Source organism: Micromonospora arida (genome assembly GCF_003857035.1).
Classification (GTDB): Bacteria; Actinomycetota; Actinomycetes; order Mycobacteriales; family Micromonosporaceae; genus Micromonospora; species Micromonospora arida.
On record NZ_QGSY01000133.1, the window covers coordinates 1 to 25,886 of the forward strand.

Annotated in this window: 25 protein-coding genes; 13 read left to right on the forward strand and 12 right to left on the reverse strand. The window is 72.2% G+C overall.

Annotated features, from left to right (window positions below):
• The first annotated feature begins 51 nt into the window (after positions 1 to 51).
• Both DLJ58_RS07685 and DLJ58_RS07690 read left to right on the forward strand, forming a co-directional pair.
• Complete coding sequence (locus tag DLJ58_RS07685; RefSeq protein WP_124854510.1) at positions 52 to 717, forward strand: class F sortase; 666 nt, start codon at positions 52 to 54, stop codon at positions 715 to 717.
• A 420-nt stretch (positions 718 to 1,137) separates the two neighbouring features.
• The gene (locus DLJ58_RS07690; RefSeq protein WP_124854511.1) at positions 1,138 to 2,106 is read left to right on the forward strand and encodes a zinc-binding dehydrogenase; all 969 of its coding nucleotides are present in this window, start codon (positions 1,138 to 1,140) and stop codon (positions 2,104 to 2,106) included.
• Between the two features lie 109 nt (positions 2,107 to 2,215).
• Here DLJ58_RS07690 and DLJ58_RS07695 read toward each other — a convergent pair whose 3' ends face one another.
• From DLJ58_RS07695 to DLJ58_RS07705, 3 genes are read right to left on the reverse strand one after another with little or no spacing between them, the layout of a single operon-like run.
• The gene (locus tag DLJ58_RS07695) at positions 2,216 to 2,533 is read right to left on the reverse strand and encodes an antibiotic biosynthesis monooxygenase family protein (RefSeq protein ID WP_124854512.1); all 318 of its coding nucleotides are present in this window, start codon (positions 2,531 to 2,533) and stop codon (positions 2,216 to 2,218) included.
• Positions 2,534 to 2,550: 17 nt separating this feature from the next.
• On the reverse strand, positions 2,551 to 3,348 hold the full coding sequence (locus DLJ58_RS07700; protein ID WP_124854513.1) for an exodeoxyribonuclease III: 798 nt from the start codon (positions 3,346 to 3,348) through the stop codon (positions 2,551 to 2,553).
• 37 nt (positions 3,349 to 3,385) lie between these two features.
• On the reverse strand, positions 3,386 to 4,306 hold the full coding sequence (locus DLJ58_RS07705) for a proteasome assembly chaperone family protein (protein WP_091401570.1): 921 nt from the start codon (positions 4,304 to 4,306) through the stop codon (positions 3,386 to 3,388).
• Positions 4,307 to 4,727: 421 nt separating this feature from the next.
• Between DLJ58_RS07705 and DLJ58_RS07710 the strand changes: the two genes are divergently transcribed.
• The 3 genes from DLJ58_RS07710 (at position 4,728) to DLJ58_RS07715 (ending at position 6,646) form a co-directional block, all read left to right on the forward strand.
• The gene (locus DLJ58_RS07710; protein WP_124854514.1) at positions 4,728 to 5,588 is read left to right on the forward strand and encodes a peptidase M23; all 861 of its coding nucleotides are present in this window, start codon (positions 4,728 to 4,730) and stop codon (positions 5,586 to 5,588) included.
• Between the two features lie 106 nt (positions 5,589 to 5,694).
• Complete coding sequence (locus DLJ58_RS34050; protein ID WP_167457721.1) at positions 5,695 to 5,841, forward strand: hypothetical protein; 147 nt, start codon at positions 5,695 to 5,697, stop codon at positions 5,839 to 5,841.
• 49 nt (positions 5,842 to 5,890) lie between these two features.
• Positions 5,891 to 6,646, forward strand: a complete 756-nt coding sequence (locus DLJ58_RS07715) for an EcsC family protein (RefSeq protein WP_124854515.1) — start codon at positions 5,891 to 5,893, stop codon at positions 6,644 to 6,646.
• Between the two features lie 18 nt (positions 6,647 to 6,664).
• Here DLJ58_RS07715 and DLJ58_RS07720 read toward each other — a convergent pair whose 3' ends face one another.
• Both DLJ58_RS07720 and DLJ58_RS07725 read right to left on the reverse strand, forming a co-directional pair.
• Complete coding sequence (locus DLJ58_RS07720; protein ID WP_124854516.1) at positions 6,665 to 7,516, reverse strand: GDSL-type esterase/lipase family protein; 852 nt, start codon at positions 7,514 to 7,516, stop codon at positions 6,665 to 6,667.
• Positions 7,517 to 7,636: 120 nt separating this feature from the next.
• Complete coding sequence (locus tag DLJ58_RS07725) at positions 7,637 to 8,230, reverse strand: antibiotic biosynthesis monooxygenase (RefSeq protein WP_112584652.1); 594 nt, start codon at positions 8,228 to 8,230, stop codon at positions 7,637 to 7,639.
• Between the two features lie 124 nt (positions 8,231 to 8,354).
• Between DLJ58_RS07725 and DLJ58_RS07730 the strand changes: the two genes are divergently transcribed.
• Genes DLJ58_RS07730 through DLJ58_RS07750 form a run of 5 tightly spaced genes read left to right on the forward strand, consistent with a single transcriptional unit; the run spans position 8,355 to position 12,927 of the window.
• On the forward strand, positions 8,355 to 8,618 hold the full coding sequence (locus tag DLJ58_RS07730; RefSeq protein ID WP_124854528.1) for a DUF6343 family protein: 264 nt from the start codon (positions 8,355 to 8,357) through the stop codon (positions 8,616 to 8,618).
• A gap of 12 nt (positions 8,619 to 8,630) precedes the next feature.
• A complete protein-coding gene (locus DLJ58_RS07735) occupies positions 8,631 to 10,046 on the forward strand; it encodes an NADP-dependent succinic semialdehyde dehydrogenase (RefSeq protein ID WP_124854517.1) in 1,416 nt (471 codons plus the stop codon).
• A 52-nt stretch (positions 10,047 to 10,098) separates the two neighbouring features.
• The gene (locus DLJ58_RS07740) at positions 10,099 to 11,064 is read left to right on the forward strand and encodes a TIGR03885 family FMN-dependent LLM class oxidoreductase (RefSeq protein ID WP_124854518.1); all 966 of its coding nucleotides are present in this window, start codon (positions 10,099 to 10,101) and stop codon (positions 11,062 to 11,064) included.
• Positions 11,065 to 11,101: 37 nt separating this feature from the next.
• A complete protein-coding gene (locus DLJ58_RS07745) occupies positions 11,102 to 12,673 on the forward strand; it encodes a Na+/H+ antiporter (protein ID WP_124854519.1) in 1,572 nt (523 codons plus the stop codon).
• The gene (locus tag DLJ58_RS07750) at positions 12,670 to 12,927 is read left to right on the forward strand and encodes a UBP-type zinc finger domain-containing protein (RefSeq protein WP_124854520.1); all 258 of its coding nucleotides are present in this window, start codon (positions 12,670 to 12,672) and stop codon (positions 12,925 to 12,927) included. The genes DLJ58_RS07745 and DLJ58_RS07750 overlap by 4 nt, the downstream gene beginning before the upstream one ends.
• A 3-nt stretch (positions 12,928 to 12,930) precedes the next feature.
• On the opposite strand, the gene DLJ58_RS07755 is transcribed toward DLJ58_RS07750, so the two are convergent.
• The 3 genes from DLJ58_RS07755 to DLJ58_RS07765 all read right to left on the reverse strand — a co-directional run bounded on the left by DLJ58_RS07755 (position 12,931) and on the right by DLJ58_RS07765 (position 16,830).
• Positions 12,931 to 14,211, reverse strand: coding sequence for an MFS transporter (locus DLJ58_RS07755; protein ID WP_124854521.1), 1,281 nt, complete (start codon positions 14,209 to 14,211; stop codon positions 12,931 to 12,933).
• Positions 14,212 to 14,493: 282 nt separating this feature from the next.
• Complete coding sequence (locus tag DLJ58_RS07760; protein ID WP_124854522.1) at positions 14,494 to 15,744, reverse strand: HNH endonuclease signature motif containing protein; 1,251 nt, start codon at positions 15,742 to 15,744, stop codon at positions 14,494 to 14,496.
• A gap of 126 nt (positions 15,745 to 15,870) precedes the next feature.
• A complete protein-coding gene (locus DLJ58_RS07765; RefSeq protein ID WP_208740921.1) occupies positions 15,871 to 16,830 on the reverse strand; it encodes a hypothetical protein in 960 nt (319 codons plus the stop codon).
• 248 nt (positions 16,831 to 17,078) lie between these two features.
• On the opposite strand from DLJ58_RS07765, the gene DLJ58_RS07770 reads away from it, so the two are divergent.
• The gene (locus DLJ58_RS07770; RefSeq protein WP_124854523.1) at positions 17,079 to 17,735 is read left to right on the forward strand and encodes an HAD family hydrolase; all 657 of its coding nucleotides are present in this window, start codon (positions 17,079 to 17,081) and stop codon (positions 17,733 to 17,735) included.
• A 67-nt stretch (positions 17,736 to 17,802) separates the two neighbouring features.
• On the opposite strand, the gene DLJ58_RS07775 is transcribed toward DLJ58_RS07770, so the two are convergent.
• On the reverse strand, positions 17,803 to 20,412 hold the full coding sequence (locus DLJ58_RS07775) for a glycoside hydrolase family 9 protein (RefSeq protein ID WP_124854524.1): 2,610 nt from the start codon (positions 20,410 to 20,412) through the stop codon (positions 17,803 to 17,805).
• Between the two features lie 276 nt (positions 20,413 to 20,688).
• Between DLJ58_RS07775 and DLJ58_RS07780 the strand changes: the two genes are divergently transcribed.
• On the forward strand, positions 20,689 to 21,414 hold the full coding sequence (locus DLJ58_RS07780; protein WP_124854525.1) for a PP2C family protein-serine/threonine phosphatase: 726 nt from the start codon (positions 20,689 to 20,691) through the stop codon (positions 21,412 to 21,414).
• Positions 21,415 to 21,422: 8 nt separating this feature from the next.
• Here DLJ58_RS07780 and hrpB read toward each other — a convergent pair whose 3' ends face one another.
• From hrpB to DLJ58_RS07795, 3 genes are read right to left on the reverse strand one after another with little or no spacing between them, the layout of a single operon-like run.
• The gene (gene hrpB, locus DLJ58_RS07785) at positions 21,423 to 23,960 is read right to left on the reverse strand and encodes an ATP-dependent helicase HrpB (RefSeq protein WP_124854526.1); all 2,538 of its coding nucleotides are present in this window, start codon (positions 23,958 to 23,960) and stop codon (positions 21,423 to 21,425) included.
• A 28-nt stretch (positions 23,961 to 23,988) separates the two neighbouring features.
• Positions 23,989 to 24,189 (reverse strand): DUF397 domain-containing protein, encoded by a 201-nt coding sequence (locus DLJ58_RS07790; protein WP_124854527.1) that lies wholly within the window; start codon positions 24,187 to 24,189, stop codon positions 23,989 to 23,991.
• A 41-nt stretch (positions 24,190 to 24,230) separates the two neighbouring features.
• Positions 24,231 to 25,055 carry a helix-turn-helix domain-containing protein gene (locus DLJ58_RS07795; protein WP_279635848.1) on the reverse strand — a complete coding sequence of 275 codons (825 nt, stop codon included), beginning with the start codon at positions 25,053 to 25,055 and terminating at the stop codon, positions 24,231 to 24,233.
• Between the two features lie 183 nt (positions 25,056 to 25,238).
• Between DLJ58_RS07795 and DLJ58_RS07800 the strand changes: the two genes are divergently transcribed.
• Positions 25,239 to 25,886: GOLPH3/VPS74 family protein (locus DLJ58_RS07800; protein WP_148097982.1), on the forward strand; the 648-nt coding region annotated here is incomplete at its 3' end.

A 25,886-nucleotide genomic window follows, 5' to 3' on the forward strand; every position in this document is an offset into this window, starting at 1 on the left:
ACCAGGGGCTGCGACCCGAGGGACGACTACGCCGGGGGGCAACGGCGGTCGGTGGCCGCGCGTCCGCCGACCGCCGTTGCCCCCCGGCGTAGTCGTCCCTCGGGTCGCAGCCCCTGGTCCGTACCGTTGGCCGTGGTGTTGGTGTTGGCCGGGGTCTTCGCCACCGGGGCCGGGCTGGGCCGTTCGGTCGGCCCCTTCGACCTGGCCCCGACCGGCGGCGACCGGCCGGCCCGCAGCGAATCGGTCGGGTTGTCGGCCAGTCGCCCGGTGCGCCTCTCGGTGCCGGCGATCAAGGTGGCCGCGCCGGTGGCACCCGTCGGGCAGGCACGGGACGGCTCGATCGCCGTACCGCCGTTGGAGCGGCACAACGAGACCGGCTGGTACGACCGGGGGCCCACCCCCGGTGAGCCTGGCCCTGCGGTGATCGTCGGGCACGTGGACACGAAGACCGGCCCGTCGGTCTTCTACGACCTGGCCAAGCTGCACCCCGGCGACCTGATCGAGGTGGCCCGGGCGGACGAGTCGGTGGTGGTGTTCCGAATCGACACCGTCGAACACTTCCCGAAGGACCAGTTGCCCGCCGAGCGGATCTACGGCCACGACGGGCCACCCGGGCTGCGGTTGATCACCTGTGGTGGGCAGTTCATCGGGGGCCGTACCGGCTACGCCGACAATGTCATCGCCTTCGCCACCCTCCAGTCCTCCCGCAAGTCCTGAGGCCGACCCCGGCCAGGCCGGCGGGGCCGTCCGCTCGCCTGCTCGTCGGCCTGTCCGGTCGGCCGGTCCTCGGTCGCGGCCGTTGATCGACTCGGGATCATTGAAGTCGCGCTATCGGCCGACCAGGACACCCCGGTTTCATTGAACCCGAGTGGATCAAGTCGGCGGGGGCGCCGGGCCAGCTACCGCTCGGGCCGCCTCGACGCTATCAACGGAGACAGCCGGTCCGGCGCGATTCGGCCGTGGTGCGGGCCTGAGTGCATCTGAGGGTATGGCGGCGCGGTTCCGACGTCCCCGTGAACTCCGCCATCGGTCTCCCAACCTCCCGCTTGACTTCAACCAATATTTAAGTCCTAGCGTCGTTGACACGAGGTGTCGAGGCGGAACCGAACCGTCGGACCGTGCTGATCGGAGACATGCGTGCGGGCGATTCAGGTTTCTCGGTACGGGGGTCCGGAGGTTCTGATCCCGGTGGACCTACCCGATCCGCAAGCCGGGGAGGGGGAGGTCATCGTTCGGGCCGAGGCCGTGGACACGATCTACCTGGAAACTCAGATCCGCGGTGGCTGGGGTGAGATGTTCGGTGTTACCCCGCCGTACGTACCGGGCGGCGCAGCGGCGGGAACGGTTGTTTCCACCGGTCCGGGTGTCTCTGCGTCCTGGCTCGGCCGCCAGGTCGTTGCGGGTGCCGGAACGCGGGGTTCATACGCTGAACTGGTTCGGGCCGGCGTCGACCGACTGGTGCCGGTCCCCGACGGCCTGGGCCTGCGGGAAGCGGCTGGTCTCGCACACGACGGCGTGACCGCCATGGGCATCATCGACGGCGTCGGCGTCAAGCCGGGCGACCGGGTGCTGATCCTGGGGGCTGCGGGCGGCATGGGAACGCTGCTCGTTCAGCTCGCACACCGTCTCGGTGCGCAGGTCGTGGGAGCGGCCCGTGGCGCTGACAAGCTCACACTGGTACGACGGCTCGGCGCCGACGCTGTCGTCGACTACTCCGGTGATGGATGGACCGACGCGGTACGCGAAGCCCTTGGCGGTATGTCTGTCGATGTGCTGCTGGACGGCGTCGGGGGAGATCTGGGCAGCGACGCCTTTCCTCTGGTCGCCGACGGCGGGCGGGTCTCGGCCCATGGGGCGGCGAGTGGCGACTTCGCCAAGACCGACCTACAGAGTGCACAGGCGCGCGGCATCGATCTGTACGGCATCGCGGACGTTCAGTTCGAGGCACCGGAGATGGTGCAGCTCGCGAGCAGGGCCCTGACCGAGGCGGTGCAAGGGCGGATCCGCCCGGTGATCGCACGCGAGTACCCACTGTCCTCCGCGGCTGAAGCTCACCGCGCGATGGAGGCGCGCGCGATCCCGGGCAAGGCCCTCCTCATTCCGTGAGGCGGGTCGCGACCGCTGCGGTGAACCTCGGCGATCGCCGCCTGGCGTCACCGGCCGGTCGTCGCATGACCTCGACTGTCAAACCGGGCCGTTGCCCGCAGGTAGGTGGCTAGGGCTGGGGGACATGCAGCGCCACCTCGAACTCCAGCAGGCTGGCGCCGGTGGAGACCGGTGGACGGGGCTTGTCGCCGGGAGCGGTGGCGTGGGCGGCGCGCGAGGGGCCGGCGGCCCACGCCTGGAACGCTTCTTCGCTCTCCCACTTCGTGTAGACGAAGTAGCGGGTCTCGCCGGCCACCGGGCGGAGGAGTTCGAAGCCGAGGAAGCCGGGGGAGTTCTCCACCGCTCCGGCCCGCGCGGCGAACCGCTTCTCCAGCTCCGCGCCGCCACCGGGCGGGACGTCGATTGCGTTGATCTTCACGACTGCCATCTGCCCACCCTAGCCACTCAGAACGTCTCGACCGCGGGCACCAGGTCCGCGTCGACCACGATCGGCGCGTGGTCGGAGGGGCCCTTGCCCTTGCGGGCCTCTCGATCCACGTACGCGGAGCGGACCGCTCGGGCGAACGGCGCGGACGCGTACACCAGGTCGATTCTCATGCCCTTGTTCTGGTGGAACATGCCGGCCCGGTAGTCCCAGTAGGTGAAGGGGTGCGGGCCCTTCATCGGGGTGGGCACGACGTCACTGAGGCCCAGGTCGCGCAGCGCCGCGAGGGCTGCCCGCTCGGCCGGGGTGACGTGGGTGGAGTGGGTGAAGACCGCCGGGTCCCAGACGTCGGCGTCGGTCGGGGCGACGTTGAAGTCGCCGCAGACCGCCAGCGGCAACCCGCCGGCCAGCTCCGCGTCCAGCGCGTCGCGCAGCGCCGCGAACCAGGCCAACTTGTACGCGTAGTGCGGGTCGTCCGGCGTCCGGCCGTTGGGCACGTACACCGACCAGACCCGCACCCCGTCGCAGGTGGCGGAGATGGCCCGGGCCTCCGGTTCGGGAAAGCCGGGTTCACCGGCGAACCCGACCCGGACGTCGCCCAGCCCGACCCGGGACAGGATGGCCACCCCGTTCCACCGGCCGTCGCTGTGGCTGGCCACGGTGTAGCCCAGCGCGCCCACCTCGGTCACCGGGAAGGCGCCGTCCGGGCATTTGGTCTCCTGCAGGCAGACGACGTCCGGCCCGGTGTCGGCCAGCCACTCCAGCAGCCGGGGTAGGCGGGCCTTCACCGAGTTGACGTTCCAGGTCGCCAGGCGCATACCCCCAGCCTGCCGCATCCGCCGCCGCGACGCCGGGTCAGCTGCCCGGGGTGTCGCCGGGACGGGTCTGTTCGGCCAGGAACCGTTCCAGTTCGGCGCCGAGTTCGTCGGCCGTGGGCAGTGGGCCGGCATCCGGGGCGAGCAGGCTCTTCTCGCCCCGACCTCGGGCGAACGCGTCGTACTGCTCCTCCAGGGCCTGGACCAGGGCCGCGGCGTCCTCGGTCTGCGCGACCTGCCGGTCGATCTCCACCCGGACGACCTCGGCGGCCGAGCGCAGCCCGTCGCCGGGCAGCAGCAGCCCGGTGCTGCGCGACACCGAGGTGAGCAACACCTCGGCGGCTGCCGGGTATTCGGTCTGCGCCACGTAGTGCGGCACGTGGGCGGCGAAGCCCAGCGCGTCGCGGCCCTGCTCGCCGAGGCGGAACTCCAGCAGGTGACCGACGCTGCCGGGCACCTGGACGCGTTGCAGCCAGGGCTCGTAGCCGGCGATCAGTTCGGGGCGGGTGGCGTGTGCGGTCACCCCGGTCGGTCGGGTGTGCGGGACCGCCATCGGGATCGAGTTGAGCCCCACTGTGAGTCGGACGTCCAGCCGGGCGGCGAGCCCGGCCACGGCGGCCACGAAACGCTCCCACTGCAGGTCCGGTTCGGGGCCGGTGAGCAGCAGGAACGGGGTCTCGTCGTCGTCCTGCAGCAGGTGCAGCTCCAGCTTGGGCGCGTCGACGCTCTCCCAGTGGTCCTCGACGAATGTCATCACCGGTCGTCGCGATCGGTAGTCGAAGAGCTGGTCGACGTCGAACGTGGCGATCGGCCGACCCTCCAGCGAGGTGAGTAGCTGCTCACGCGCCAGTCGGCTGGCGTTTCCGGCGTCCACGAACCCGGTGAGGGCCTGGATCAGGACCGGCTGCCCGAGGTCGGGCAGATCGTCGGTGAGCTGGTAGAGCTCGTGTGGGTCGAGCACCGGTGCGGACCTCCCTGAAATGTGCCTGCGGGGTGCGCCTCGCGACGAAGGGCACCCGTTCGGGCAACGTACCCGCCATCCTGGTGCATTCCTGCGTCGGGCGATCCGTTGGCCGGGTGGTGGGCGTGACCGGACTAATCGGCTGTTTACGCCACCAGGCCGAGCCTCGTGGCCGATCGGCCGAGGGGCGGTTCGGCCCAAAGGCCGAGTTTGTCGATCATGTGAGGCTCGGGGGTGGAATGTTGGGTCCTGTCCGGGCCCGTGCCGGTCCGCGTGCGGCGCCAGCTTCATCCGGTACGCGAGGTCCGTTCCCCGGGCGGGTCACCCCGCCCAGGTCGTCCACCAGTACGCCTCCGATCTGTGTCGAGCGCCACGTGATCACCGTGCGTGATCAGGGTTTCCACCTGCCTAGCCTCGGTTGATGCGTGACGACGGCACCCTCGACGACCCGTACGCCCCGAGCAGGCCCACTGCCGATACGGAGGATGGCACCTCAACCGAACGGACAACCACCGCGAGTCGACTCCGGGCGTACGCCCGGGACCTGACCGGTCGACGCCGGGCACAGGTGGCGCTGGCCACCGGTGTGGTGTGCTGCCTCGGTCTGACCGCCGTCGTCCAGGTTCGGAACGAGGACGCCGACGCGGCGACCCGGAGCGGATCGCTCTCCAGCTCCGAGCTGGCGCAGCGGGCCGAGCAGCAGCGCGCCTCCCGTTCCCTCGACCGCACGGCTGCCCCGAGCGCCTCCGCCGCCGCCCAGTCCCCCGCGGCGAGCCCTGCCGACCCGGACACCAGCGCGCCGGCCCGTAAGGTCGCCCCGGCTCGCCCGACCGACCCGGCGCCCGTCGCCGGGCTGGACGAGGACCAGATGGAGAACGCCGAGGCGATCGTCAGTACCGGCCGCAAGATGGGTGTGCCGCGCCGGGGTCTGGTGATCGCGGTGGCCACCGCCATGCAGGAGAGCAATCTCTACAACGTGGCCAGCGGCGTGCTGCCCGAGTCGCAGGACTATCCGCACCAGGGCGTCGGCTGGGACCACGACTCGGTCGGGTTGTTCCAACAGCGCTCCAGCAGCGGCTGGGGCCCGGTGGGGCGGCTGATGGACCCCGAGTTCGCCACCCGGCAGTTCCTCAGCGCGCTGGAGCAGGTGCCCGGCTGGCAGCGGATGCGGCTCACCGACGCCGCCCAGGCGGTGCAGGTCTCCGCGTACCCCGAGCACTACCAGCAGCACGAGTGGCGGGCCACCAGGGTCGTTGACGCCATCGTTCCGGCGGGGCGGTAACCTACCGCCCACTATGGACGGTCAGGGTTGAGGCTGTCGCATCCCGGGTACATGTGTTGCGGGTTCGGGGTACACATGACTGCGGGACCATCGACAGGAGGACGCCATGTCACTGATGCAGCGGATCACCACATTCCTGAGATCGCCGAAGGGGCAGCAGTTGGTCGAGCGAGGTCGTCGAGAGATGGCCAAGCCGGGCAACCAGCAGAAGTTGAAGGGGTTGGCGGCTCGGCTGTCCAACCGCCGCCGCTGACCGCTCCATCGGCCGCCCTGTCCACCGTTTCCACCCCTGGGGAGACCTGGTGACCGACACCCCGCCCATCGGCGGCCAGCCCGCCGCCCCTACTCCGCAGCCGTCCGTCGACCTGCCGGCCGGGCCGGTGGACGCCCCCGAGGGCCCGCCGGCCCGGCTCTGGGACCGGATGCGGGACGACCCGCAGTACGCGCCGGAGCACCTTGCCCTGGAGGCGGTGCGCCGCCTCGGGCCGGAAGCCGTGCAGTGGGCCGCCCGTGCCCGGGCCGAACAGCCCGGGGTTTCCGCCGACGTCCTGGCCGACCAGGCGGCCCGCAAGTTCGTCAACCTGGCCCGACTGTCCGGCGCAGTCTCCGGCGCGGCCGGGCTGCCCGGCGCCGTGATCGACGTGGGCGTGCTGGCCTGGACCCAGGCGCGGATGGTGCTGCACATCGCCGCCGCGTACGACGTCGACCCCCTGCACAATGACCGGGCCACCGACCTGCTGGTGCTCCAGCGGGTGCACAAGGTCGCCGAGAGCGCCCGGCTGGCGCTCGGCGTGGCCGCCGGCCGGGAACGCGCCGACGCGCTCTTCGGCCTGGGCGGCCAGCGTCCGCTCGGTCGGGTCATGCTGCAACTCGGCATCCGGCTGGCCCAGATGGCCGGCGTCCGGGCCGCGAAGCGGATGGTCGCCAAGATCGTCCCCGGTGCGGCCATCGTGCTCGGCACCTGGGCCAACTCGTCGGCCACGAAGGACCTCGCCCAGCGGTCCCGGGCCCTCTACGGCTCCCGCGGCAACGCCGTCCCGGAGCCGCGCCAACCCTGACGGCCCGTCCGGGGTCGTTCAGCTGGCCAGGCCGGAGGAGCGCCAGGTCACCTCGGCGATGCGGCCCTGGCCGGTGGCGTTGGGGTGGAACCAGTCCAGCGGGTTGAGCAGGTCCAGGGTGAACCGGACCTTGTGCAACGCGCCGCCGTCGTGCCGGCACCGTGCTCCGTACGCCCGGCAGGCCGCCTTCAACTCGGCGTTGTACGCGTCGATCCGGTCCCGGACGGCGGCCCGGCGCGCCCGGTCGGCCGGTGCGGTCGAGGTCGCCTCGGCCAGCAGGGCCGGGCAGATGCCCCGCCGCCACGCGCGGGTCGCCCGGGCGTCGTCGTGCCCGACCTCCCAGAGCCGGTAGAGGTCCGGGATGCTCACCACCAGCACCCGGGCCTTCGGCCGGCCGGTCCGCAGAACCCGCAGCCCCCGGTCGACGTCGGCTCGGAACTGCGCCACCGGCGTCATCGCGTCCACCCCGCCCCGGCAGATGTCGTTGGCGCCGATCAGCACTGTGACGTAGTCGGCGCGGTCGCGTACCGCCGCCTGGGCCTGACCCTCCAGGGCGTCCGCGCGAGCGCCGGGACGGGCATGGTTGTACGTCCGGCCGCGGATCGTCGGGTTCTGTTCGAGCAACCGCCGGTAGTGGCTCTGCACCCGCAGCCCGTCCCCGGTCGACCAGGAGTTGCGCTCGCAGGAGGTGAGCACCAGGCAGGAGGCGAAGCCGGTGCTGATCGAGTCGCCGAGGGCGGCGATGCCGCCGGGCCCGCTCGACGGTCTGGCGCTCGTGGTGGGGCGGGGTGTCGCGGAGTTGCCGCCCTCGCAGGCCAGGGCGACCAGCGCCGCGAGACAGGCCAGTGCGGCGACCCAGCGTCGAGGCATGACGTCTCCCGTTCCCGCAGCACAGAGCGACAGCGCGGTAACTCTATGCGCAGGATGTGGTTTGCCGGGAAGTTGCTGTCGGGTATGCGGCAGAGTGCCGACGCGGAAGCCGTAGGGGTGCTATGCGTCCCGCCACGGTGCCCGCTGACCGTGCAGCCACCAGTGCAACGCCCGGGTGATCCGGGGCAGCACCAGATAGGTCATCAGCGGGGTCAGGCAGAGCGTCATCAGCAGCACCCGGGCCGCCAGCGGCACCGCATCGAGAAAGCGGCTCGTCAGCAGAGTGGCGGTCAGGCTCAGGGGGAAGAACGCCAGCCAGATCGTCACCGCCTGCTTCCAGCGGGGAGGCGATGCGGGCGGGGCCGGCTCCACCGGGTCCACCGAGTGCTCCAGCGGCCTGTCGAACCAACCCTCGATTCCGGTACGCCGCTCGACCCGCGTGTGCTCGACGATGCCCTGCGCCGAGCTGAGCCACCAGTGCCGCTGCGGCGACTCCTCCCACCGGCGCAGCGTCTCGGCGTCGGCGAAGCGGTAGAGCATGTGCCACTCCGGCGAACCGGGGCCGCTCTGCACCCAGCCGGCGCCGAGGAAGCCGGGGAACGCCTCGGCCAGCGCGGTGCCGGCCCGCATCCAGGCCACCATCTCGCTGGCCCGGCCGGGATCGACGCGGCGGGCGATGGAGACGGTCACCGGTACGGCGAGGGTCATTGACATGCGCCCATCCTGCGGTCGACGAGGCCGCGGCGCGAACGGATGTGCCGGAGCACACCGGCGGGTGCGGGTGTGCGGGCGCGCGCGGTACCGGTTAATCCGGCCGATCGGGGGTAGATCGGTGGGTATGACGAGATCGCAGCCCCGGCGCGCCCGTGGCACGGTCGGCCACGCGAACAGCGCGTTGAACCTTCGGCTCACCCTCGCCAGCTTCGGGCTGGTGATCATGGTGCTCTTCGCGGTGCTGGCGTTCTGGGCCGGCATCGCCTGGCTCGGCGTACTCTGCGGGATCTTCGCCGTGGTCGCCGTGGTCGACCTGGTCGTGATCCAGCGCCGCCGCGCCGCCCGCCGTCGCGAGGAGCCGGGCGTACGACACTCGTTGTTCGAGTGACAGGAGGACGGAATGCCCCACATCGCCACCACCAACCCCGCCACCGGACAGGTGCTCAAGACCTACGAGGCGATGTCCACCGAGCAACTCGACGACGCCATCGAGCGCACCGACCTCGCGTTCCACCAGCTGCGGGCGACGACCGTCGGCCAGCGCGCCCAGTGGATGAACGCCGCGGCCGACCTGCTGGACGCCGAGCGCGACGAGATCGCCCGGATCATGACCACGGAGATGGGCAAGACGTACGTCGCGGCGCAGGCCGAGGTGACCAAGTGCGCCAGCGCCGCCCGCTTCTACGCCGACAAGGCCCCCGCGTTCCTCGCCGACGAGCCCGCCGACGCCGACGCCGTGAAGGCCACCCGGGCGTTCATCCGCTACCAGCCGATCGGCGTGGTGCTCGCGGTGATGCCGTGGAACTTCCCGCTCTGGCAGGTGATGCGCTTCGCCGCCCCGGCGCTGATGGCCGGCAACACCGGCCTGCTCAAGCACGCCTCGAACGTGCCGCAGACCGCGCTGCTGCTGGAGGACGTGTTCCGGCGAGCAGGCTTCCCCGAGGGGGCCTTCACCACCGTGCTGGTCGACTCGGAGGCCGTCGACCACATCCTCAGCGACCCCCGGGTACGCGCCGCGACGCTCACCGGCAGCGAGCCCGCCGGCCGGTCCATCGCGCAGATCGCCGGGCGGGAGCTGAAGAAGACCGTCCTCGAACTCGGCGGCAGCGACCCCTTCGTGGTGATGCCCTCGGCCGACGTGGATCGGGCGGCCGAGGTCGCCACCACCGCCCGCTGCCAGAACAACGGCCAGTCCTGCATCGCGGCGAAGCGGTTCATCGTGCACACCGACGTGTTCGACGCCTTCGCCGAGAAGTTCGCCGCCAACATGGCCGCGCTGCGCGTCGGCGACCCGATGGACCCGAACACCGACGTCGGGCCGCTGGCCAGCGAGCGTGGCCGCGACGAGGTGCACGCCCAGGTCCGCGACGCGGTCGACAACGGCGCGACAGTGCTCTGCGGCGGCGAGCCGCCGAGCGGCGACGGCTGGTTCTACCCGCCGACCGTGGTCACCGACCTCACCCCGCAGATGCGGATGTGGTCCGAGGAGGTCTTCGGCCCGGTGGCCGGCCTGTTCCGGGTCTCGTCGTACGAGGAGGCCATCGAGGTCGCCAACGGCACCAGCTTCGGGCTCGGCTCGAACGCCTGGACCCGGGACCGGGCCGAGCAGGAGCGCTTCGCCACCGACCTGGACGCCGGCAACGTCTTCATCAACGGAATGACCACCTCGTACCCGGAACTGCCGTTCGGTGGTGTGAAGAACTCCGGGTACGGGCGGGAGCTGTCGGCGCTGGGCATGCGGGAGTTCTGCAACACCAAGACGGTCTGGGTGGGAGAGGGCGCCCCCTCGGCCGGCGCCGGCGCACACGCCGAGTAGTTCGGGTCGCGGCACGCGTCAGCCGGTGCCGTCGTGGGTAGGAAGTGTGCCCATGACGTCGTACGGATTTCACGCCTCGCATGAGCAGATCGGTCCACGCGCCCTGTTGGAGGCGGTGATCCACGCCGAGCGGGCCGGCTTCGACGCCGCCATGTGCTCCGACCACTTCTCGCCGTGGAGCGCCCGGCAGGGCGAGTCCGGCTTCGCCTGGTCCTGGCTCGGCTCGGCGTTGCAGGCCACCGGCATGCCGTTCGGCGTGGTCAACGCGCCCGGTCAGCGGTACCACCCGGCGATCATCGCGCAGGCGATCGGCACCCTCGGCGCGATGTACCCGGGCCGGTTCTGGGCGGCCCTGGGCACCGGCGAAGCCAGCAACGAGCACATCACCGGCGACCCGTGGCCGCGCAAGGACGTACGCACCGCCCGGCTGCGCGAGTGCGTGGACGTGATCCGGGCCCTGTTGGCCGGCGAGGAGGTCAGCCACGACGGCCTGGTCCGGGTGGATCGGGCCCGGCTGTGGACCCGCCCCGAGCAGCCGCCCGCGCTGGTCGGCGCCGCCGTCAGCGTGGCCACCGCCCGCTGGTGCGCCGAATGGGCGGACGGGCTGATCACCGTGAACGCCCCGGTGGCGCACCTGCGCGAGATGATCGACGCGTACCGGGACGCGGGCGGACGTGGGCCGCTGCACCTCCAGGTGCACGTCTCCTGGGCGCCGGAGCAGGCCCAGGCCGAGGCGCTCGCGTACGACCAGTGGCGCAGCAACGTCTTCGCCCCGCCGGTCTGCTGGGACCTGGAGACCGTCGAACACTTCGACGTGGTCTCCGCCGACGTGCCGGCGCAGCGGGTCGCCGAGGTGGTGAACGTGTCGGCCGACCTGGGGCGGCACGTCGGCTGGCTGGAGGAGTACGCGCAGCTCGGCTTCGACCAGGTCGCCCTGCACCACGTCGGGCAGGAGCAGCGCGGTTTCATCGACGCGTTCGGGGCGGAGGTGCTGCCGAAGCTGCGCCCGGGCGGCTGATCGAAGCCGAACAGGCGTACCCCTAGGCTCGTACCCCATGGAAAGCCTGTTTCCGGTCGTCGTCTTCCTGGCGATCGCCACGCTGGGCGCCGCGTTGGCCCGCCGGCTCGGTCTGCTCGCGCCGATCGTGCTGGTCGTCCTCGGCCTGGCGCTCTCGTTCGTGCCAGGCTTCCCGCAGATCGAACTCGACCCGGAGTTGGTGCTGGTCGGCATCCTGCCGCCGCTGCTCTACGTGGCCGCGCTGGAGACCTCGGTGCCGGCGTTCAAGAACAACATCCGGCCGATCCTGCTGCTCGCGGTCGGCCTGGTGTTGTTCACCGCGTTCGTGGTCGGGTTGGTGTTGCACCTGCTGTTGCCGCAGCTGCCGTTCGCTATCTGTCTTGCCCTCGGCGCGGTGGTCGCCCCACCGGACGCCGTGGCCGCCACCGCCGTCGCCCGTCGGGTCGGGCTGCCCCGCCGGGTCGTCACCATCCTGGAGGGCGAGAGCCTGGTCAACGACGCGACCGCGCTGGTGCTGCTGCGGGTCGCGACGATGGCCACCGTCGGCTCGACCGTCGGCGCCGACAAGATCGCCATCGAGGTGCTGCGGTCCACCGGCGGCGGCATCCTGATCGGGGCGCTCGGGGCGCTGGTGTTCGGCTTCCTGCACCGGCGGATCACCGACCCGCTGCTGGACAACGCGCTGTCGTTGATCATCCCGTTCGCGGTGGTGTTCACCGCCGAACACCTGCACGCCTCCGGGGTGGTCGCGGTGGTCGTCACCGGTCTGGTGCTCGGGCACAAGCTGCCCCAGCTGCTGTCGGCGGCGTCCCGGCTGCAGATCGGCGCGTTCTGGCGGCTGGTCCGTTTCCTGCTGGAGGGCCTGGTCTTCCTGCTGGTCGGGCTGCAACTGCGGGAGGTACTGCACGATCTCGACGAGCCGATCGGCTCGCTCGTCCTGATCACCTTCGCGGTGCTCGGCACCGTCTTCCTGACCCGGTTCCTCTGGCTCTTCCCGGCCACCTACCTGGCCCGGTTGGTCCCCCGGGTCCGCCGCCGGGACGCCCGGCCGTCACCGAAGATCCCGATCATCATCGGCTGGGCCGGCATGCGGGGCGTGGTGACCCTGGCCGCCGCGCTGGCCCTGCCGCTGACCCTGGCCGGCGACGAGTCGTACCCCAGGGCGTTGTTGATCTGGCTGGCCTTCGCCGTGATCGTTTTCACCCTGGTCGGCCAAGGCGCCACCCTGCCGCTGGTCGCCCGGCGGTTGAAGCTGCCGCAGGACGACCCGGTGCAGGACGCGCTCTCCGCCGCCGCCGTGCAGCAGCAGGCCAGCAAGGCCGCCCAGGACCGCCTCGGCGAGTTGGCCGACAGCGCACCGGATGCCGTGGTGGACCGGCTGCGCCGAGCGGTGGAGGACCGCACCAACATGGCGTGGGAACGACTCGGCGGCGACGAGCGGGAGACCCCGTCGCAGGCGTACGGTCGGCTGCGGCAGGAGATGATCGACGCCGAGCGGGATGTGTTCCGGGCGGCCCGGGACTCCGGCCGGATTCCTGAGGAAGTCCTGGTGCGGGCCTACCGTGACCTGGACCTGGAAGAGTCGTTGCTGCGAGAGGTTGAGAAGTGAGCTGTGAGCACCTGACCGAGGCCGGTGCCGTCGAGCCGCGTACCCCCGACGAGTGCGCGGACTGCGTCGCCATCGGCGACACGTACTGGGTGCACCTGCGCACCTGCCTGAGCTGCGGGCAGGTCGGCTGCTGTGACTCGTCGCCGAACCAGCACGCGAGCAAGCACTTCGCGTCCACCGGCCACCCGGTGATCCGCTCGGCGCAGCCGGGTGAGGCCTGGCGCTGGTGCTTCGTCGACGAGGAGATCGGCTGACGGTCAGCCCGGGTGCGGTGACCGGTCGGCGCGGTCGCTGCGGTCAGCGCGTTCGGCGTGGTTGGCCAGGGCCCGTCGGGTGAGGGGCGGCACGGCGAGGCCGGTGAGCGCGAGCAACCCCGCCAGCGCCACCCAGCCGACCGGGCCGCCGTCGATGATCAACCAGGTCAGCAGGGCCGGGCCGGCCGCGCGGACCAGCCCGGCGAGCAGTCCGTCGACCCCCTGGTAGGCGCCGAGGGCGTCCGGGGCGGCGAGGTCGTAGGCCAGCGCCGCCCCAGCCCCGGCGTGCCACAGGTCGCCCAGGGTGTAGATCACCGTCGCGGCCAGCAGCAGGCCGACCGCCGCTGCGGTGGGCACGACGGCGGTCGCGGCCCAGAGCAGCATCCCGGCCGCGAGCACCAACCCCGCCCGGCGCATCGTCGCCGCCGCCGGTGCCGCGTGCCGGGCGCTCCCGCTGAGTCGTACGGCGAGCAGCACGGTGAGCAGCGTGTTGATCAGCAGGAGGGCGGAGACCGTCACCGGAGGCGCATCGGTGTGCGCCACCACCCACAGCGGCAGCACCAGCGTCAACGCCACCTGGTGCACGGAGAGCACCGCCGAGGCGCCGGCGACCGCGAGGAACGGCCCGTCGCGCAACGCCCGGCCGGCTCTCTGCCTCAGGGGTCGCCGGGCCGGCGGGTACGCCGGGAGCCGCATGATCAGCGCCGCCGAGACGAGATAGGTGGCGACGTTGCCGAGCACCAACAGTCGGTACGCCCACCCGGTGTCCGCCACCAGCGCGAACGCGGCCAGCCCCGCACCGAGCGCCACACCCAGGTTGGCCACCGCGCGCAGGGTGGCGAAGGCGTGCACCCGGCCCTCGGGGCCGCCCACCGCCGCTACCAGCGCGGCGCGGACGGCGAGGTTGCCGGAGATCAGCAGAGCGTCCAGTGTGGCCACCAGCAGAAAGGCCGGGAAAGAACCGACCAACAGGTACGCGGCGGCGACAACCGCCTGCGCCAGTTGCAGGACGGCGCGCAGGCTCCGGGGGTCACGTCGGTCGGCGAGCCCGCCGAGCGGCACGCTGGCAGTGAGCCCGACCAGGCCGGCGAGAGTGAGCCCGAGCCCCACCTCGGTCGGGGTCAGCCCCACGGTGCGGGTGAGGAAGAGCGCCGCACCCGTCACCCACAGCCCGGTGCCGACCGTGTTGGCGAGGGTGGCCAGCGACAGGGTGCGCAGCCGACCGGGCGGTGGCAGCGGCGACAGCGACCGCCAGCGGCCGCGAACCTCCGCCGTGGTGCCCATTCACCGACCCTAGAGCTGGCGCCTGCTCATCGATGCCCCGCGCAGTGCGGTGCCCGTCACAGCCCGCCTCCGGGTCGCCTGCCGGTTCTTGATCTGCTCGCGCGCTGCGCCTGTTCGGCGGCGCAGGCTTGTTCGGTGGCGCAAACTTGTTCGCCGGGGTCGTCCCTTCCGGCGACGCACGTTGGCTCGGCGGCGTCGGCTTGTTTGCCGGGGTCGGCATTTCGGCGACGCAGGCTTGTTCGGCGGCGCAGGCCTGTTTGCCGGGGTCGGATCAATAATGGGTCACGTTCGCCGGTGGTAGTGGTTGCGGCGGGGGAGCCGGTCGGGATCGAGCCAGGCTGGCGGGACGAATTCGGGCCGACCGTCGCCACCGAGCCGGACGGTCCACTCGCCACGGTGGACATGTCGGTGATGGTGGGCGCAGAGCAGCACGGCGTTGGTCAGGCTGGTGCTGCCGCCGTCGGCCCAGTGGTGGATGTGGTGGGCGTCGCACCAGCGGGGCGGGCGGTCGCAGCCCGGGAACGCGCAGCCGCGGTCGCGCAGGACCAGGGCGCGGCGGAGAGGGCCGGTGACGAGCCGCCGCTGCCTGCCCACGTCGAGCGTCTGACCGGTGCCGCCGAGGACGGCGGGGAGGATCGCCGCGTCGCAGGCGAGCCGGCGAACCGTCTCCGGGGTGAGCCGAAGGTCGGTGTCGAGAGTGCCGGCGTCGAGCTGCCGGGCCAACGTCTCGAAGCTTGTGGTGACGACGAGCTGGGCGGGGTCGCCGCCGTGCTCGGGCAGCTCGCCGGTTCGCAGTGCAAGCCGGCAGAGGTCGGCGAGCGCGTCGTGCCGGCGTTGCCCGGGAGAACGCGGATCGTCCGGACCGGACGGCGCGGTCAGGGGGTCGATCGCGGCGCATAGCAGGCCGGCCGCCTCAGCGTCCAGGCTGCCGGACAGCCGCAGCCGGCCGTCCGACAGCTCGGACAGGGTGACATGGCGATCCCGGCTGGCTCGGCGGGCCTCGGCCTCCAGCGCCGCCCGGGCGGCGGATTCGGCGACCTCCGGGGCGACGTGATCGAGGATGCGGGTGCCCAGCTTGCGCAGCAAGGTCGGTTCGAACTGCCCGGCCCACTCGACCAGAACGGCGACCGCCTTCCCGGCCGCCTCGGCGCCGGCGGACGTGCGCACCGTGCTGACCGTGTCGCCGATGACCCGGGCCTGCTCCACGCTGATATCCCCGCCGGCAAGAGCAGCCCGCACGCCTGGCGCTCCCGCGTCCAACGCGCCGGCGAGATCGACCAGCCGGCGAGCGGCGGAGACGCTGAGCCGCAGCCGGTCCCGCAGCCACACCGCCGTCGAGGACGCGCCCTGCGCGGTCGCGGTGCCTCGACCGTCCAGCTCCCGCACGAGGGTCAGCTTGACCGCGGCCAGACGTTGCTCGAGTCGGTGAGCGGCGTCGAGTGCCGCGACGAGGTCGTGCTGCGGAAGAGCCCACGTCGACGCGTCGAGGCAGTCGACGACCGCCGCCTCCGCGTGCGCCAACCCCTCCAACATGGATCGAGAATAGAACAGGCGTACGACACTTTCGGGCTCGGTTGGCAGGCCACGTTCGGTTGCTTCCGGCAGCGGCGATGAGTGGCCACTCGGACGGTGGGCGAGGCGGTCGTCGTCAGGCCCGGTTCAGCGGCTGATGGAGTCGACGAGGCGTTCGGTGGCGAGGCAGGAGACGAGGCAGCGTTCCTTCGCGTCACCGCTCAGCCGGGCGGTCCAGTCGGTGAGGCCGCCGTCGCCGATCTCCAGGCTGCCGTCCAGGACGGTGATCCGCAGGGCGCAGCCCGTGTAGTAGCCGCGACCGCGAGACCGCTCCGGTTCGTCCAAGAGCGGCACCACACCTGCGGCGAGTGCCGGTCGGACGGTGTCGGCCAGCCGCTCCCGGACGGCCTCATCGTCGAAGGTGGTGACGTGCAGCTGAGGCGCGGCGGCCGGTGCCAGCTCGGCGAGAACGGTCCGCCAGTAGGTGAGGTGTCGGACCAGCAGCCGTGCCTGCGTGTCGCCCGAGCCGGTGTCCCGGACGCTGGACACCAGGGCGAAGAGCCGGAAGTGCGCCGACGCGTCGCCGCCGAAGTCCTGCGCCCGCAGCACCCGATGGGCAGCGGCCAGGTGGACCTCGCTCTGTCGGCGGCGACGTAGGGCCGCCTCGATGGCGAGGGCGTTGGTGGGATCGCTCAGCACCTCGCTGGCACGCATCGTGGTGACGATCCTGTTCTGGCTGACCGGTGCGACCGCCGCGCAGGTGCCGACCGGTACGACCGGCGACAGCTCCACCCCGGCGACGTCGGCGGGCAGCAGTTGCCACATCCGGGCCTCCACCCGCGCGAGCACGCGCGGATCGGCGCGGGCCGGGCGGACGAAGCGGTCCTCGCGCCACCGTCGTAGCACCTCGGATGGGCGCGCGGTCTCCGCCCGGTCGCGGGCCACGCTCAACAGCAGACTGCGTAGGTCTGCGTTGGACAGCCCCGACAATGCACTGCGGGACCCCGGCGGCATCGCCGCCCACACTCGACGCTCCGCGCCAGCCAGACCACCGCCAGCCAGATCGTCGCCATCCAGATCGTCGCCAGCCAGATCGTCGCCATCCATGGCGTCACGATGGCTCACTCGGCGCGTCCGATCCATCGGTTTTGCCGCGTGCCCGGTGATTCGTTCACGTCATCAGCTCGACAGCGCCAGCCGCAGGCACCCCGCCCGCGCCCCTGAACTGTCCTGCGGAGCGACACACCGCCGCCGGTGTTCCGGCCACCCACCAACAGCTGATCATGGAAGCCCGCCGGTCGTGCGTACCCCCGTCTATGCTTCACCGACGGATCGCGCGTCAACGGGGGACGGGCATGATTGACACGGTCATCTTCGATGTGGGTGGGACGATTCTCGACGAGTCCCACGAGTTCGCTGCCTGGGCCGACTGGCTCGGCGTGCCCCGGCACACCTTCTCGGCGGTCTTCGGTGCGGTGATCGCCCGGGGTCTGGACTATCAGGAGACGTTCCGGGTCTTCCGGCCCGACTTCGATCTCACCCTTGAGCTGGAGCGTCGGGCGGCTGCCGGCCAGCCGGAGTCGTTCGCCGAGGAGGATCTCTACCCGGACGCGCGGGAGTGCCTGGAGTCCTTGAAGGACCAGGGCCTGTTCGTGGGCCTGGCCGGTAACCAGCCAGCTCATGCCGAGGCGACCCTGCGCGCTCTCGACCTTCCGGTGGACGTGATCGGCACGTCGCACGGGTGGGGTGTAGCGAAGCCGTCGCCGGTGTTCTTCGAGCGGGTCGTCGCCGCGGGCGGTGGTGTCGCGTCGTCGATCCTGTACGTCGGCGACCGGCCTGACAACGACGTGCGCCCGGCCCTGGAGGCGGGCATGAAGACGTGCCTGATCCGACGCGGTCCGTGGGGGCACATCCTCGATCCCTCCACAGTGGCCGGGCGGTGCCTGTTCCGGATCGACTCGCTGGACGAACTCCCGAGCCTGGTGGCGAAGCACAACGCGGCCGGCGGTTGACCCGCCGGCCGCGCTGATCGTGCGGCCCCGGTGACCGCCTGCGGAAGGGCGGCCACCGGGACGTCGGTCAGGTCAGCGAGCAGGGCGCTCCGTTGACCGTGACCAGGCCGGGGCTCGGGTTGGCGCCGCCGCCTGTCGTCGCGTTGAAGCCGAACGTCACAGTGCCGCCGGGTGCGATCTTGGCGTTGTACGACTCGTTGCGCGCGGTCACCGTCGCGCCGGACTGGGCGACCTTCGCCAGCCACGCCTCGCGTACCCGCTGGTCACCGGTGAACGCGAAGCGCACGCTCCAGCCGTTGATGGCCGCGGTGCCCGTGTTCTGGATGGTCAGCTGCCCGGTGAACCCGGTGCCGCCCTGCCAGGCGCCGTAGTTGGTGTAGCGCGCCGTGCAGGTGGTGGCCGGCACCGCGCCGGCGTCACCCTGGTCGGCCAGGAACGAGGAGATCCAGGTCAGCGCCGAGTTCCAGTTGATCGCCACCTCGTTGGTCGAGTACGAGTTGATGTCGTCGACGTAGCAGAACATCGGCTCGCAACCGGCCAGCAGTTGCGCCACGAACGGATCCTGGAGGGCCGCGTTCGGGCCACCGGCGAGGGAACCGGCGGGCGGTCGGGGCAGGCTCGGGTCGAGCTGGTGGCCGAAGATCCGGCTGTGCTGGTTCTGCGCGGCGTGCTCGCCCCACCCGGTGACGTAGGAGATGTTCAGGGCGTTGCGACCGAGGATGTAGTCCATGGCCTGCACGGCGCCGTCGCGATAGACGGGGTTGCGGGTCAGGTCGAACGCGGTGGCCAGCACCACGGCGTTGTTGATGACGTTGCTGTTGCCGCCCCAGAAGTAGCTGTTGGCGTCGCCGGGCATCGGCAGCCCGTACGCCTGCCGGCGCAGCTCGGCGAGGTACGTGTCGGCGGCGGCGGTGACCGAGGCGCGAACCCGGGCCAGGTCGGCGGCGGGTAGCCCGTTCGGCACGGTGGCCAGGTCGAGGCGGCCCAGCGCGGCCACGCTCTGCCAGCCGAAGCCCCGTGCGTCGAACACGTTCCCGGTGTGGTGCGGCGAGGCGGTCAGGTCGGCCAGGTAGTTCTGCGCCCCGGTGGTCAGGTACAGCTCGGCCGCCGCCCAGTAGAACTCGTCGGTGACGTTGCTGTCGTCGTACGCGCCGCCGCCGGTGCCGTCGGTCGGGCTGGCGTACACCGCCGGGTGGGCCTTGGCCGCGGCGTAGGCGGTCTTCGCAGCGGTGCCGCAGCGGGTCGCGAACGCCGCGTCGTAGGGGGCGAAGAGCCGGGCGCACTGGGCGGCGGTGGCGGCCATGTTGAGGGTGGCCGCAGTCGACGGCGGGTGCAGCTCGCGAGGCTGCGGGTCGTCCTGCGGGGAGAGGGGCAGTCCGGTCCAGTTCTGATCGTGGATCTTGTGGTGGACCATGCCGGCGAGCGGCTTGCCGGCGGGCACCTGCATGCGCAGCAGGAACTCCAGCTCCCAACGGGCCTCGTCGAGGATGTCCGGCACGGCGTTGCCGCGCTCGGGCAACCGCAGCGTGCTGTCGGCGAGTTCGGCGCCGCCGTTGGCGGTGGCCGCCGTCTTGGTCCGCTCGAAGGTGTTCAGCAACTGGTAGGTGGCGATGCCGCCGTTGACCACGTACTTGCCGTGGTCGCCGGCGTCGTACCAACCGCCGCGCACGTCGAGGGAGTAGTCGCAGACACCCGGCTGGCAGGGCACGTTGGTGTCGCCCTGGTTGGGTGCGACGCCGAGGTGACCGGCGGGCCGGGCGTACTCGTCGCCGATCAGGTCACCGTCGATGGCGATGCCGCTGCGCTGGGCGTAGAAGAACTGCAACGAGTCGGAGCGCAGTTGGTCGTAGAGGGCACCGGAGATGTCGAACGGGTGGCTGGTCTCACCGTCGACGGTGAGCGTGAGCCCGGTGCCAGGGGTGCGGTAGCCGGAGAAGTCGACAGTCTGCACGTTCTGCCCGGAGGCGGCGTCGACACCGCGGGCGGTGGTGGTGCCACTGGCCACGACGGCGCCGGCGGCGCTGCGCAGCTGCCAGGGCAGCGCCGCGGTGGCCTCGGTGACGACAGTGGCGTTCTTCGGGCCACCGGGCAGGTAGCCGACCTGGTTGACGCGCACCCTCGGCCCGGTGTCCGGCACGTACGGCTCGGGCGGCTCGCCGCCGCGCAGCGAGACGTCGTCAAGGCAGATGGTCTGCGCCTGGGCGGAACCGCCGACCTGGAAGATCAGTTGGGCGTTGGGGTTGTCGTCCGGGACGGTGAAGGTCTGCTCGACCCGCTGGAGGGTGGCGGTGGCGGTGGCGTCCACGGCCGCGTACGTGGTGTACGGGGCGCTGCCGAGCTGCAACACGGCCTTGACCGCGGCGCCGGGAGTGGCGGAGACCGCGAAGCCGAGGGTGTATTCGGCGCCGGCGATCAGCGGCACGCCGTCCTGGCCGATGCCGGCGTCCCACGGGTTGGCCAGCCCGCCCGCGACGGTGGTGCAGAGCTGGCCGTCGGTCACGGCCAGCGCACCGGTGCCGAAGGAGAACCAGGGGCTCACCCCGGCGCTGAAGTCGCCGTTGTCGATCTGCTCGGGAGCGTCCGGTGGTGGGTCGGCGTGGGCCGCGCCGGCGCCCGCGCCGGTGAGGGCCAGAGTGGTCGCCGCAGCCAACAGGAGGCGGCGTCGGGATGGCGTCACGGGGAGTCCTTCCGGGACGGAAAGTGGGACGTTGGTGGTGGCACTGTGATGCGAAGGGGAAGCTGGGAGCGCTCCCAGGTATCGGCTCGATGTTTCCAGTGCCGGTACGCCATGTCAATTGATCTGGTTGGATGGGTTTCAGCATCCGACGAGGGCGGTCAGCCCGAGCGGCGCCCCCCGACGCGCCGCCACCCGGACGTGAGATTGGCCGCGCCACGCGCCGTCGTCCTGATCTCCTAGAGACAACTGCGCCCTTCGCCTGGCAGGCTGCCTCCCATGACCCTGAAGCTGCGTTCCGTCGGAACGAGCGACCGTGGGCTGATCCGCAGCGGAAACCAGGACGCCCTGCACGCCGGCACCTGGCTCGTCGCCGTCGCCGACGGCATGGGCGGAATGGCCGCCGGCGACCTGGCCAGCGCCCTCACCATCGACGCGGTCGCCCCGCTGGACGTGGAGACACCCGAGGACGCCCTGGTGGCTGCGCTCGAAGGTGGCATCGCACTGGCCACCTCCCGGATCCGACAGGCGGTCGCCGAGGATCCCGAGCGCCAGGGCATGGGCACCACACTGACCGCCCTGCTCTTCGCCCGTACCGGCAGCTGCCTGGCACTCGCGCACGTCGGCGACTCCCGGGCCTACCTGTTCCGCGAGGGCGTGCTCAAGCAGGTCACCCGGGACGACACGTTCGTCCAGATGCTGGTGGATCAGGGCGTGATCACCGCGGACCAGGCCAGCAGCCACCCGCGCCGAGCCGTGGTCACCCAGGCGTTGCAGGGTGACGAGGTCTCCCCGTCGTACGCGACCATGGTGCCCCGGGCCGGGGACCGGTGGCTGCTGTGCAGCGACGGCCTCTCCAACGTGGTCCGTCCGGACACCCTCACCGAGGTGCTCAGCGACTATCCGGACCGGGACGCCTGCGCAGCCAAGCTGATCGACCTGGCCCTGCACGCCGGCGCGCCGGACAACGTCACAGTCGTGGTGGCCGACGTCGTCGAGGAGTAGACCGGCGCTCAGCGCCGACGTGGCGTGGCGTGCCGGGTGGGTGTCGCCGTTCCCGGATCCTCCGGCCACGGGTGCCGGGGATAGCGCCCGCGCAGCTCGGAGCGGACCTGCGGATAGCCGGTACGCCAGAACGACGCCAGGTCGGCGGTGACCGCCACCGGGCGGCCGGCGGGGGAGAGCATGTGCAGCAGCACCGGCACCCGACCGTCGGCGATGCGGGGGGCCGCCGGCCAGCCGAACGTCTCCTGGAGCTTTACGGCGAGCACTGGCGCGGCCGGGTCGCCGTAGTCCAGCCGGATCCGAGAACCACTCGGCACCTCGATCCGCTCCGGGGCCAGCTCGTCGAGGCGGGCGGCCTGCGCCCAGGGCAGCAGCCGACGCAGCGCCGACGGCACGTCCACCCGCGCCAGGTCGGCCCGGCGTCGCGCGGCGGCCAGCTCCGGGCCCAGCCAGGTCGGCGCGGCGTCGAGCAACGAGTCGTCGTCGACCTCCGGCCACGGCTCGCCCAGGTGGTGCCGGAGGAACGCGAGCCGTTCGCGCAGCGCCCGAGCCGCCGGCGTCCAGGGCAACAGCCCCAGCCCGTCCTGGCGCAGGCCGGTCAGCAGCGCTGTGGCCACCTCCGCCCGGTCCGGCCGGTCCAGCCGCCGTTGGACCAGCTCGATCGCGCCCAGCCGGGTCACCTCCCGGGCCACCACGTCCCCGTCGGACCAGCCGACCTCGCGGCCCGTGCGTAGCAACGGGCCGGCCGCCTCCCGGGCCGTCGCCTCGTCCACCGGGGAGGCCCGGCGGATGCGGGCCGACGGCGCGCCGGGGGTGCGGTCCGCGACCGCCACCGCCAGCCAGTCGGACCCGGCCAGCCCTGAGCCGGCCGCAAGCTCCGCGGCGGTCCCGCCGGTCATCAGGTACGCCGAACCGCCCGGCCGCCGCACCCGTGCCAACCGTTCCGGGTACGCCAGACCGACGAGCAGCCCGGCGGCGAGATCGTCGCTCAGTCCACCCGAGCCGGTGCGGCCGGTGGCGTCGGCGCGGCCCTTCGGGGCACCGGCAGGCAGCGCGGCCCGCAGCCGGCGTACCTCGGTGCGCCAACGGGCGGTCGCGCCCGCGTCCACGCCGGTGCGCAGCCGACGCCAACCGGCCACCAGATCGTCACCGGGGCCGGCCGCGCTCTCCTCGGCGAGCAGGGCGACCACCTCGGCGGCCCGGTCGGCGCCGACCCGGCCGGCACCGTCGAGCAGCGCCCGGGCCAGCCGTGGGTGTGCCCCGGCGGCGGCGATCGACCGTCCCCGCGCCGTGATCCGACCGTCGATGTCGACCGCGCCCAGGGTCTCCAGGGTGTCCCGGGCCACCGTCATCGCGGCGGCCGGCGGCGCGTCGGGCAACGCGAGCCCGACGCCGTCCGGTCGGCCCCAGGCGGAAAGCTCCAACGCGAAGCCGGTCAGGTCGGCGGTGGCGATCTCCGGCTCGGCGCGGGCGGGCAGCCGCTCGTGGGTCGCCGCCGACCAGCAGCGGTAGACGTACCCGGGGGCCTCCCGGCCGGCCCGGCCGGCCCGCTGGGTGGCGGCGGCGCGGGAGACCGGCACCGTGACCAGCGCGCCCAGCCCGCGGGCCAGGTCGATCCGCGGCACCCGGGACAGCCCGGCGTCCACCACGATCCGCACACCCGGGACGGTCAGACTGGTCTCGGCCAGCGCGGTGGCCAGCACCACCCGCCGTCGGTCCGCGCGACGCAGTGCGGCGTCCTGCTCGGCGCCGCGTTGACGGCCGTGCAGCGGCAGCAGCGCGACCGCGTCTCGCAGGTCGGCCAGCCTGCCGGTGACCGCCGCGATCTCGCCGGCCCCGGGCAGGAAGACGAGCACGTCGCCGTCGTGCTCGCGCAGCGCCCGCCGGACGGTGGCGGCCACGTGGTCGAGCAGGGCCCGGTCAACCGGCCCGGCCCCGGGCGGGGCGATCGGGCGCGCCGGGGGCACCCAGATCCGCTCTACCGGGTGCAACGCCGAGTCGGCCCGTACCACCGGGGCCGGGGCGGGCCCACCCAGCAGCGCGGCGAACCGGTCGGTGTCCGGGGTCGCCGACATCGCCAGCAGCCACAGATCCGGCCGGAGGGTGGCGCGCGCCTCCACGGTGAAGGCCAGCGCGAGGTCGGCGTCGAGTTGACGTTCGTGGCACTCGTCGAGCAGCACGGCACCCGTGCCGGGAAGCTCCGGGTCGTGGTGCAGCCGGCGGACCAGCAGACCGGTGGTGACCACCTCGATCCGGGTGGCCGGGCCGACCCGGCGCTCGCCGCGTACCGCGTAGCCGACCCGCTCACCGACCCGCTCGCCGAGCAACTCGGCCATGCGTCGGGCAGCGGCACGCGCCGCCACCCGGCGGGGTTGGGCGATCACCACCCGACCGGTCACCCGGTCGGCCACGGCCAGCGGCGCGAGGGTGGTCTTGCCGGTGCCCGGCGGGGCCACCAGCACACCGGCGCCGGCCGCGTCGAGTGCGGCGACCAGCGCCGGCAGCACCGGACGGACCGGCAGGTCAAGGGTTACGTCGGAGAGCACGGCCCAGTCTCGCACCGGGACGGGTGCGTCAGGAGCGACGGACCTCGCCGACGCCGAGCACGAAGGCCCGCCAGGCCGCCGCACCGAAGGCGAGCACCGGGCCGGAGCGGTCCTTGCTGTCCCGGACGGCGACCTGACCGTCGGCTGTCGCGACCTCCACGCAGTTGCCGTTGCCGCTGCTGCGCGTGCTGGTGCGCCAGTCCGCTCGGGTCAGGTCGTACGCCGTCATCCGCGGTACCTCTCGTCTGCGTCGGCGTGCCGCAGAAGCGGTCACGCAAAGTTACGAGAAGCATGCTCAAGACGGGTCAACGACGCCGTCGGATCGAGCGCCATCCGGCACAGCTCCTCGTGCAGAAGGCTATACCCGAGCACATGATCGGCTTCCTCCAGAGCCAGTCCCATCGTGAGGTTATCCAGGTAAACCACGGACGCGTCGGCGGCGTCGGCGAAGTTGAGGATCACGTACGGGGTGCTCATGGCCGGATGCCCGCCAGCCGCGAATGGAAGTACCTGAATCGTCACGTTGGGTAGTTGCGCGATCCGGCTCATGTGGACCAGTTGTTCGGCCATCACCGCGGCGCCGCCGACCGGGCGCAGGAGCACCGCCTCGTTGAGGATCACTGACAGATCGACCGGGTCCTCACGGCGCAGCACCTCCTGCCGGCGCAGTCGGGCGGCGACCTTGCGCTCCAGACCGTCCTCGCCGGCGGTACGCCGGAATATCTCCCGGGCGTACGCCTCGGTCTGCAGCAGCCCGGGCACAGACTCGGCCTCGTACGTGCGCAGCGCCGCCGCCTCGGCCTCCAGCCCGACGTAGAACTCGAACCACTCGGGGAGTACGTCGCTGTAGTTCTGCCACCAGCCGCGCTGCTGTGCCCCCCGGGCGATCTCGATCAGCGCCTCGGCATCCGAACCGGTCACCTGGTACAGCGCGAGAGCGGCCCGGACATCGCGCGGTTTGATGCCGATCTGTGCGGTCTCGATCCGGGAGAGGTTGCTCTTCGACATGTCGAGCTGACGGGCGGCCACATCGAGGGTCATGCCCGCGCGTTCCCGCAGTTGACGGAGTTCCCGGGCGATGCGGCGTCGCCGCACGGTCGGGCTGGCGGCGGGTCGGATGGCGGGAGTGGCGGTCACCGTCCGAGTCTGCCACGACAAGATCCGCAGGTCGCATATGCACGGAGTGCAACTTTCAAATCTGGGAGTTGCGTTGCAGTAGCTGTCGGTGCATTCTTTCCCGGTCGCGATCACTGTGGACACATCTGTGCGGGAGGGCCGTTGCTCATCGCCGACGAGTTCTTCCTGATCGCACACAACGACAGTCGCGGCAAGGCCAAACTGCACCCGGCGGCGACCGGGCTCGGGCTGGCCGGCGGGCTCCTCGGCGAGCTGATCCTTTATGGACACATCACCGTCACGGCCGGGCAGATCTCCGTCATCGACCGGCGTCCGCCGGCCGATGCCCTGGCGCACACCGTGCTGGACCAGTTGGTCGGTGAGTCCCAGCACCGGGAGCTGCGCACCTGGCTGAGCTTCCTGGCGCAGAGCGCCACGACCTCGGTGGGGGAGCGGTTGGCCCGCGCCGGGGTGCTGCGCCGCCAGGAGAGTCGCCGGCTGCTTCGTACCACGGTCAGTTACCTGCCGATCGACCTCAACGCGGTGGCCTGGCCGGCCACCCGGCTACGGGCCCTGCTGGACCGGCCGGATCCGCCGGGCGTGCCGGACGCCCTGCTGCTCGGCCTTGTCGTGGCCGCGGGGCTGACCCGCGAGGTGCTGTGGAGCGCCGGCCCCCGAGCGCACCACCGGTTGAACGTCCTCATCCCCGCGCTGCCGGCACCACTCAAGGAACTCGTCGCGTACACCGAGGCCGCCGTCGGCGCCGCCGTGCTCAGTTGGGTCCAGCAGGTGTTGGGTCGTGGGCCTAGC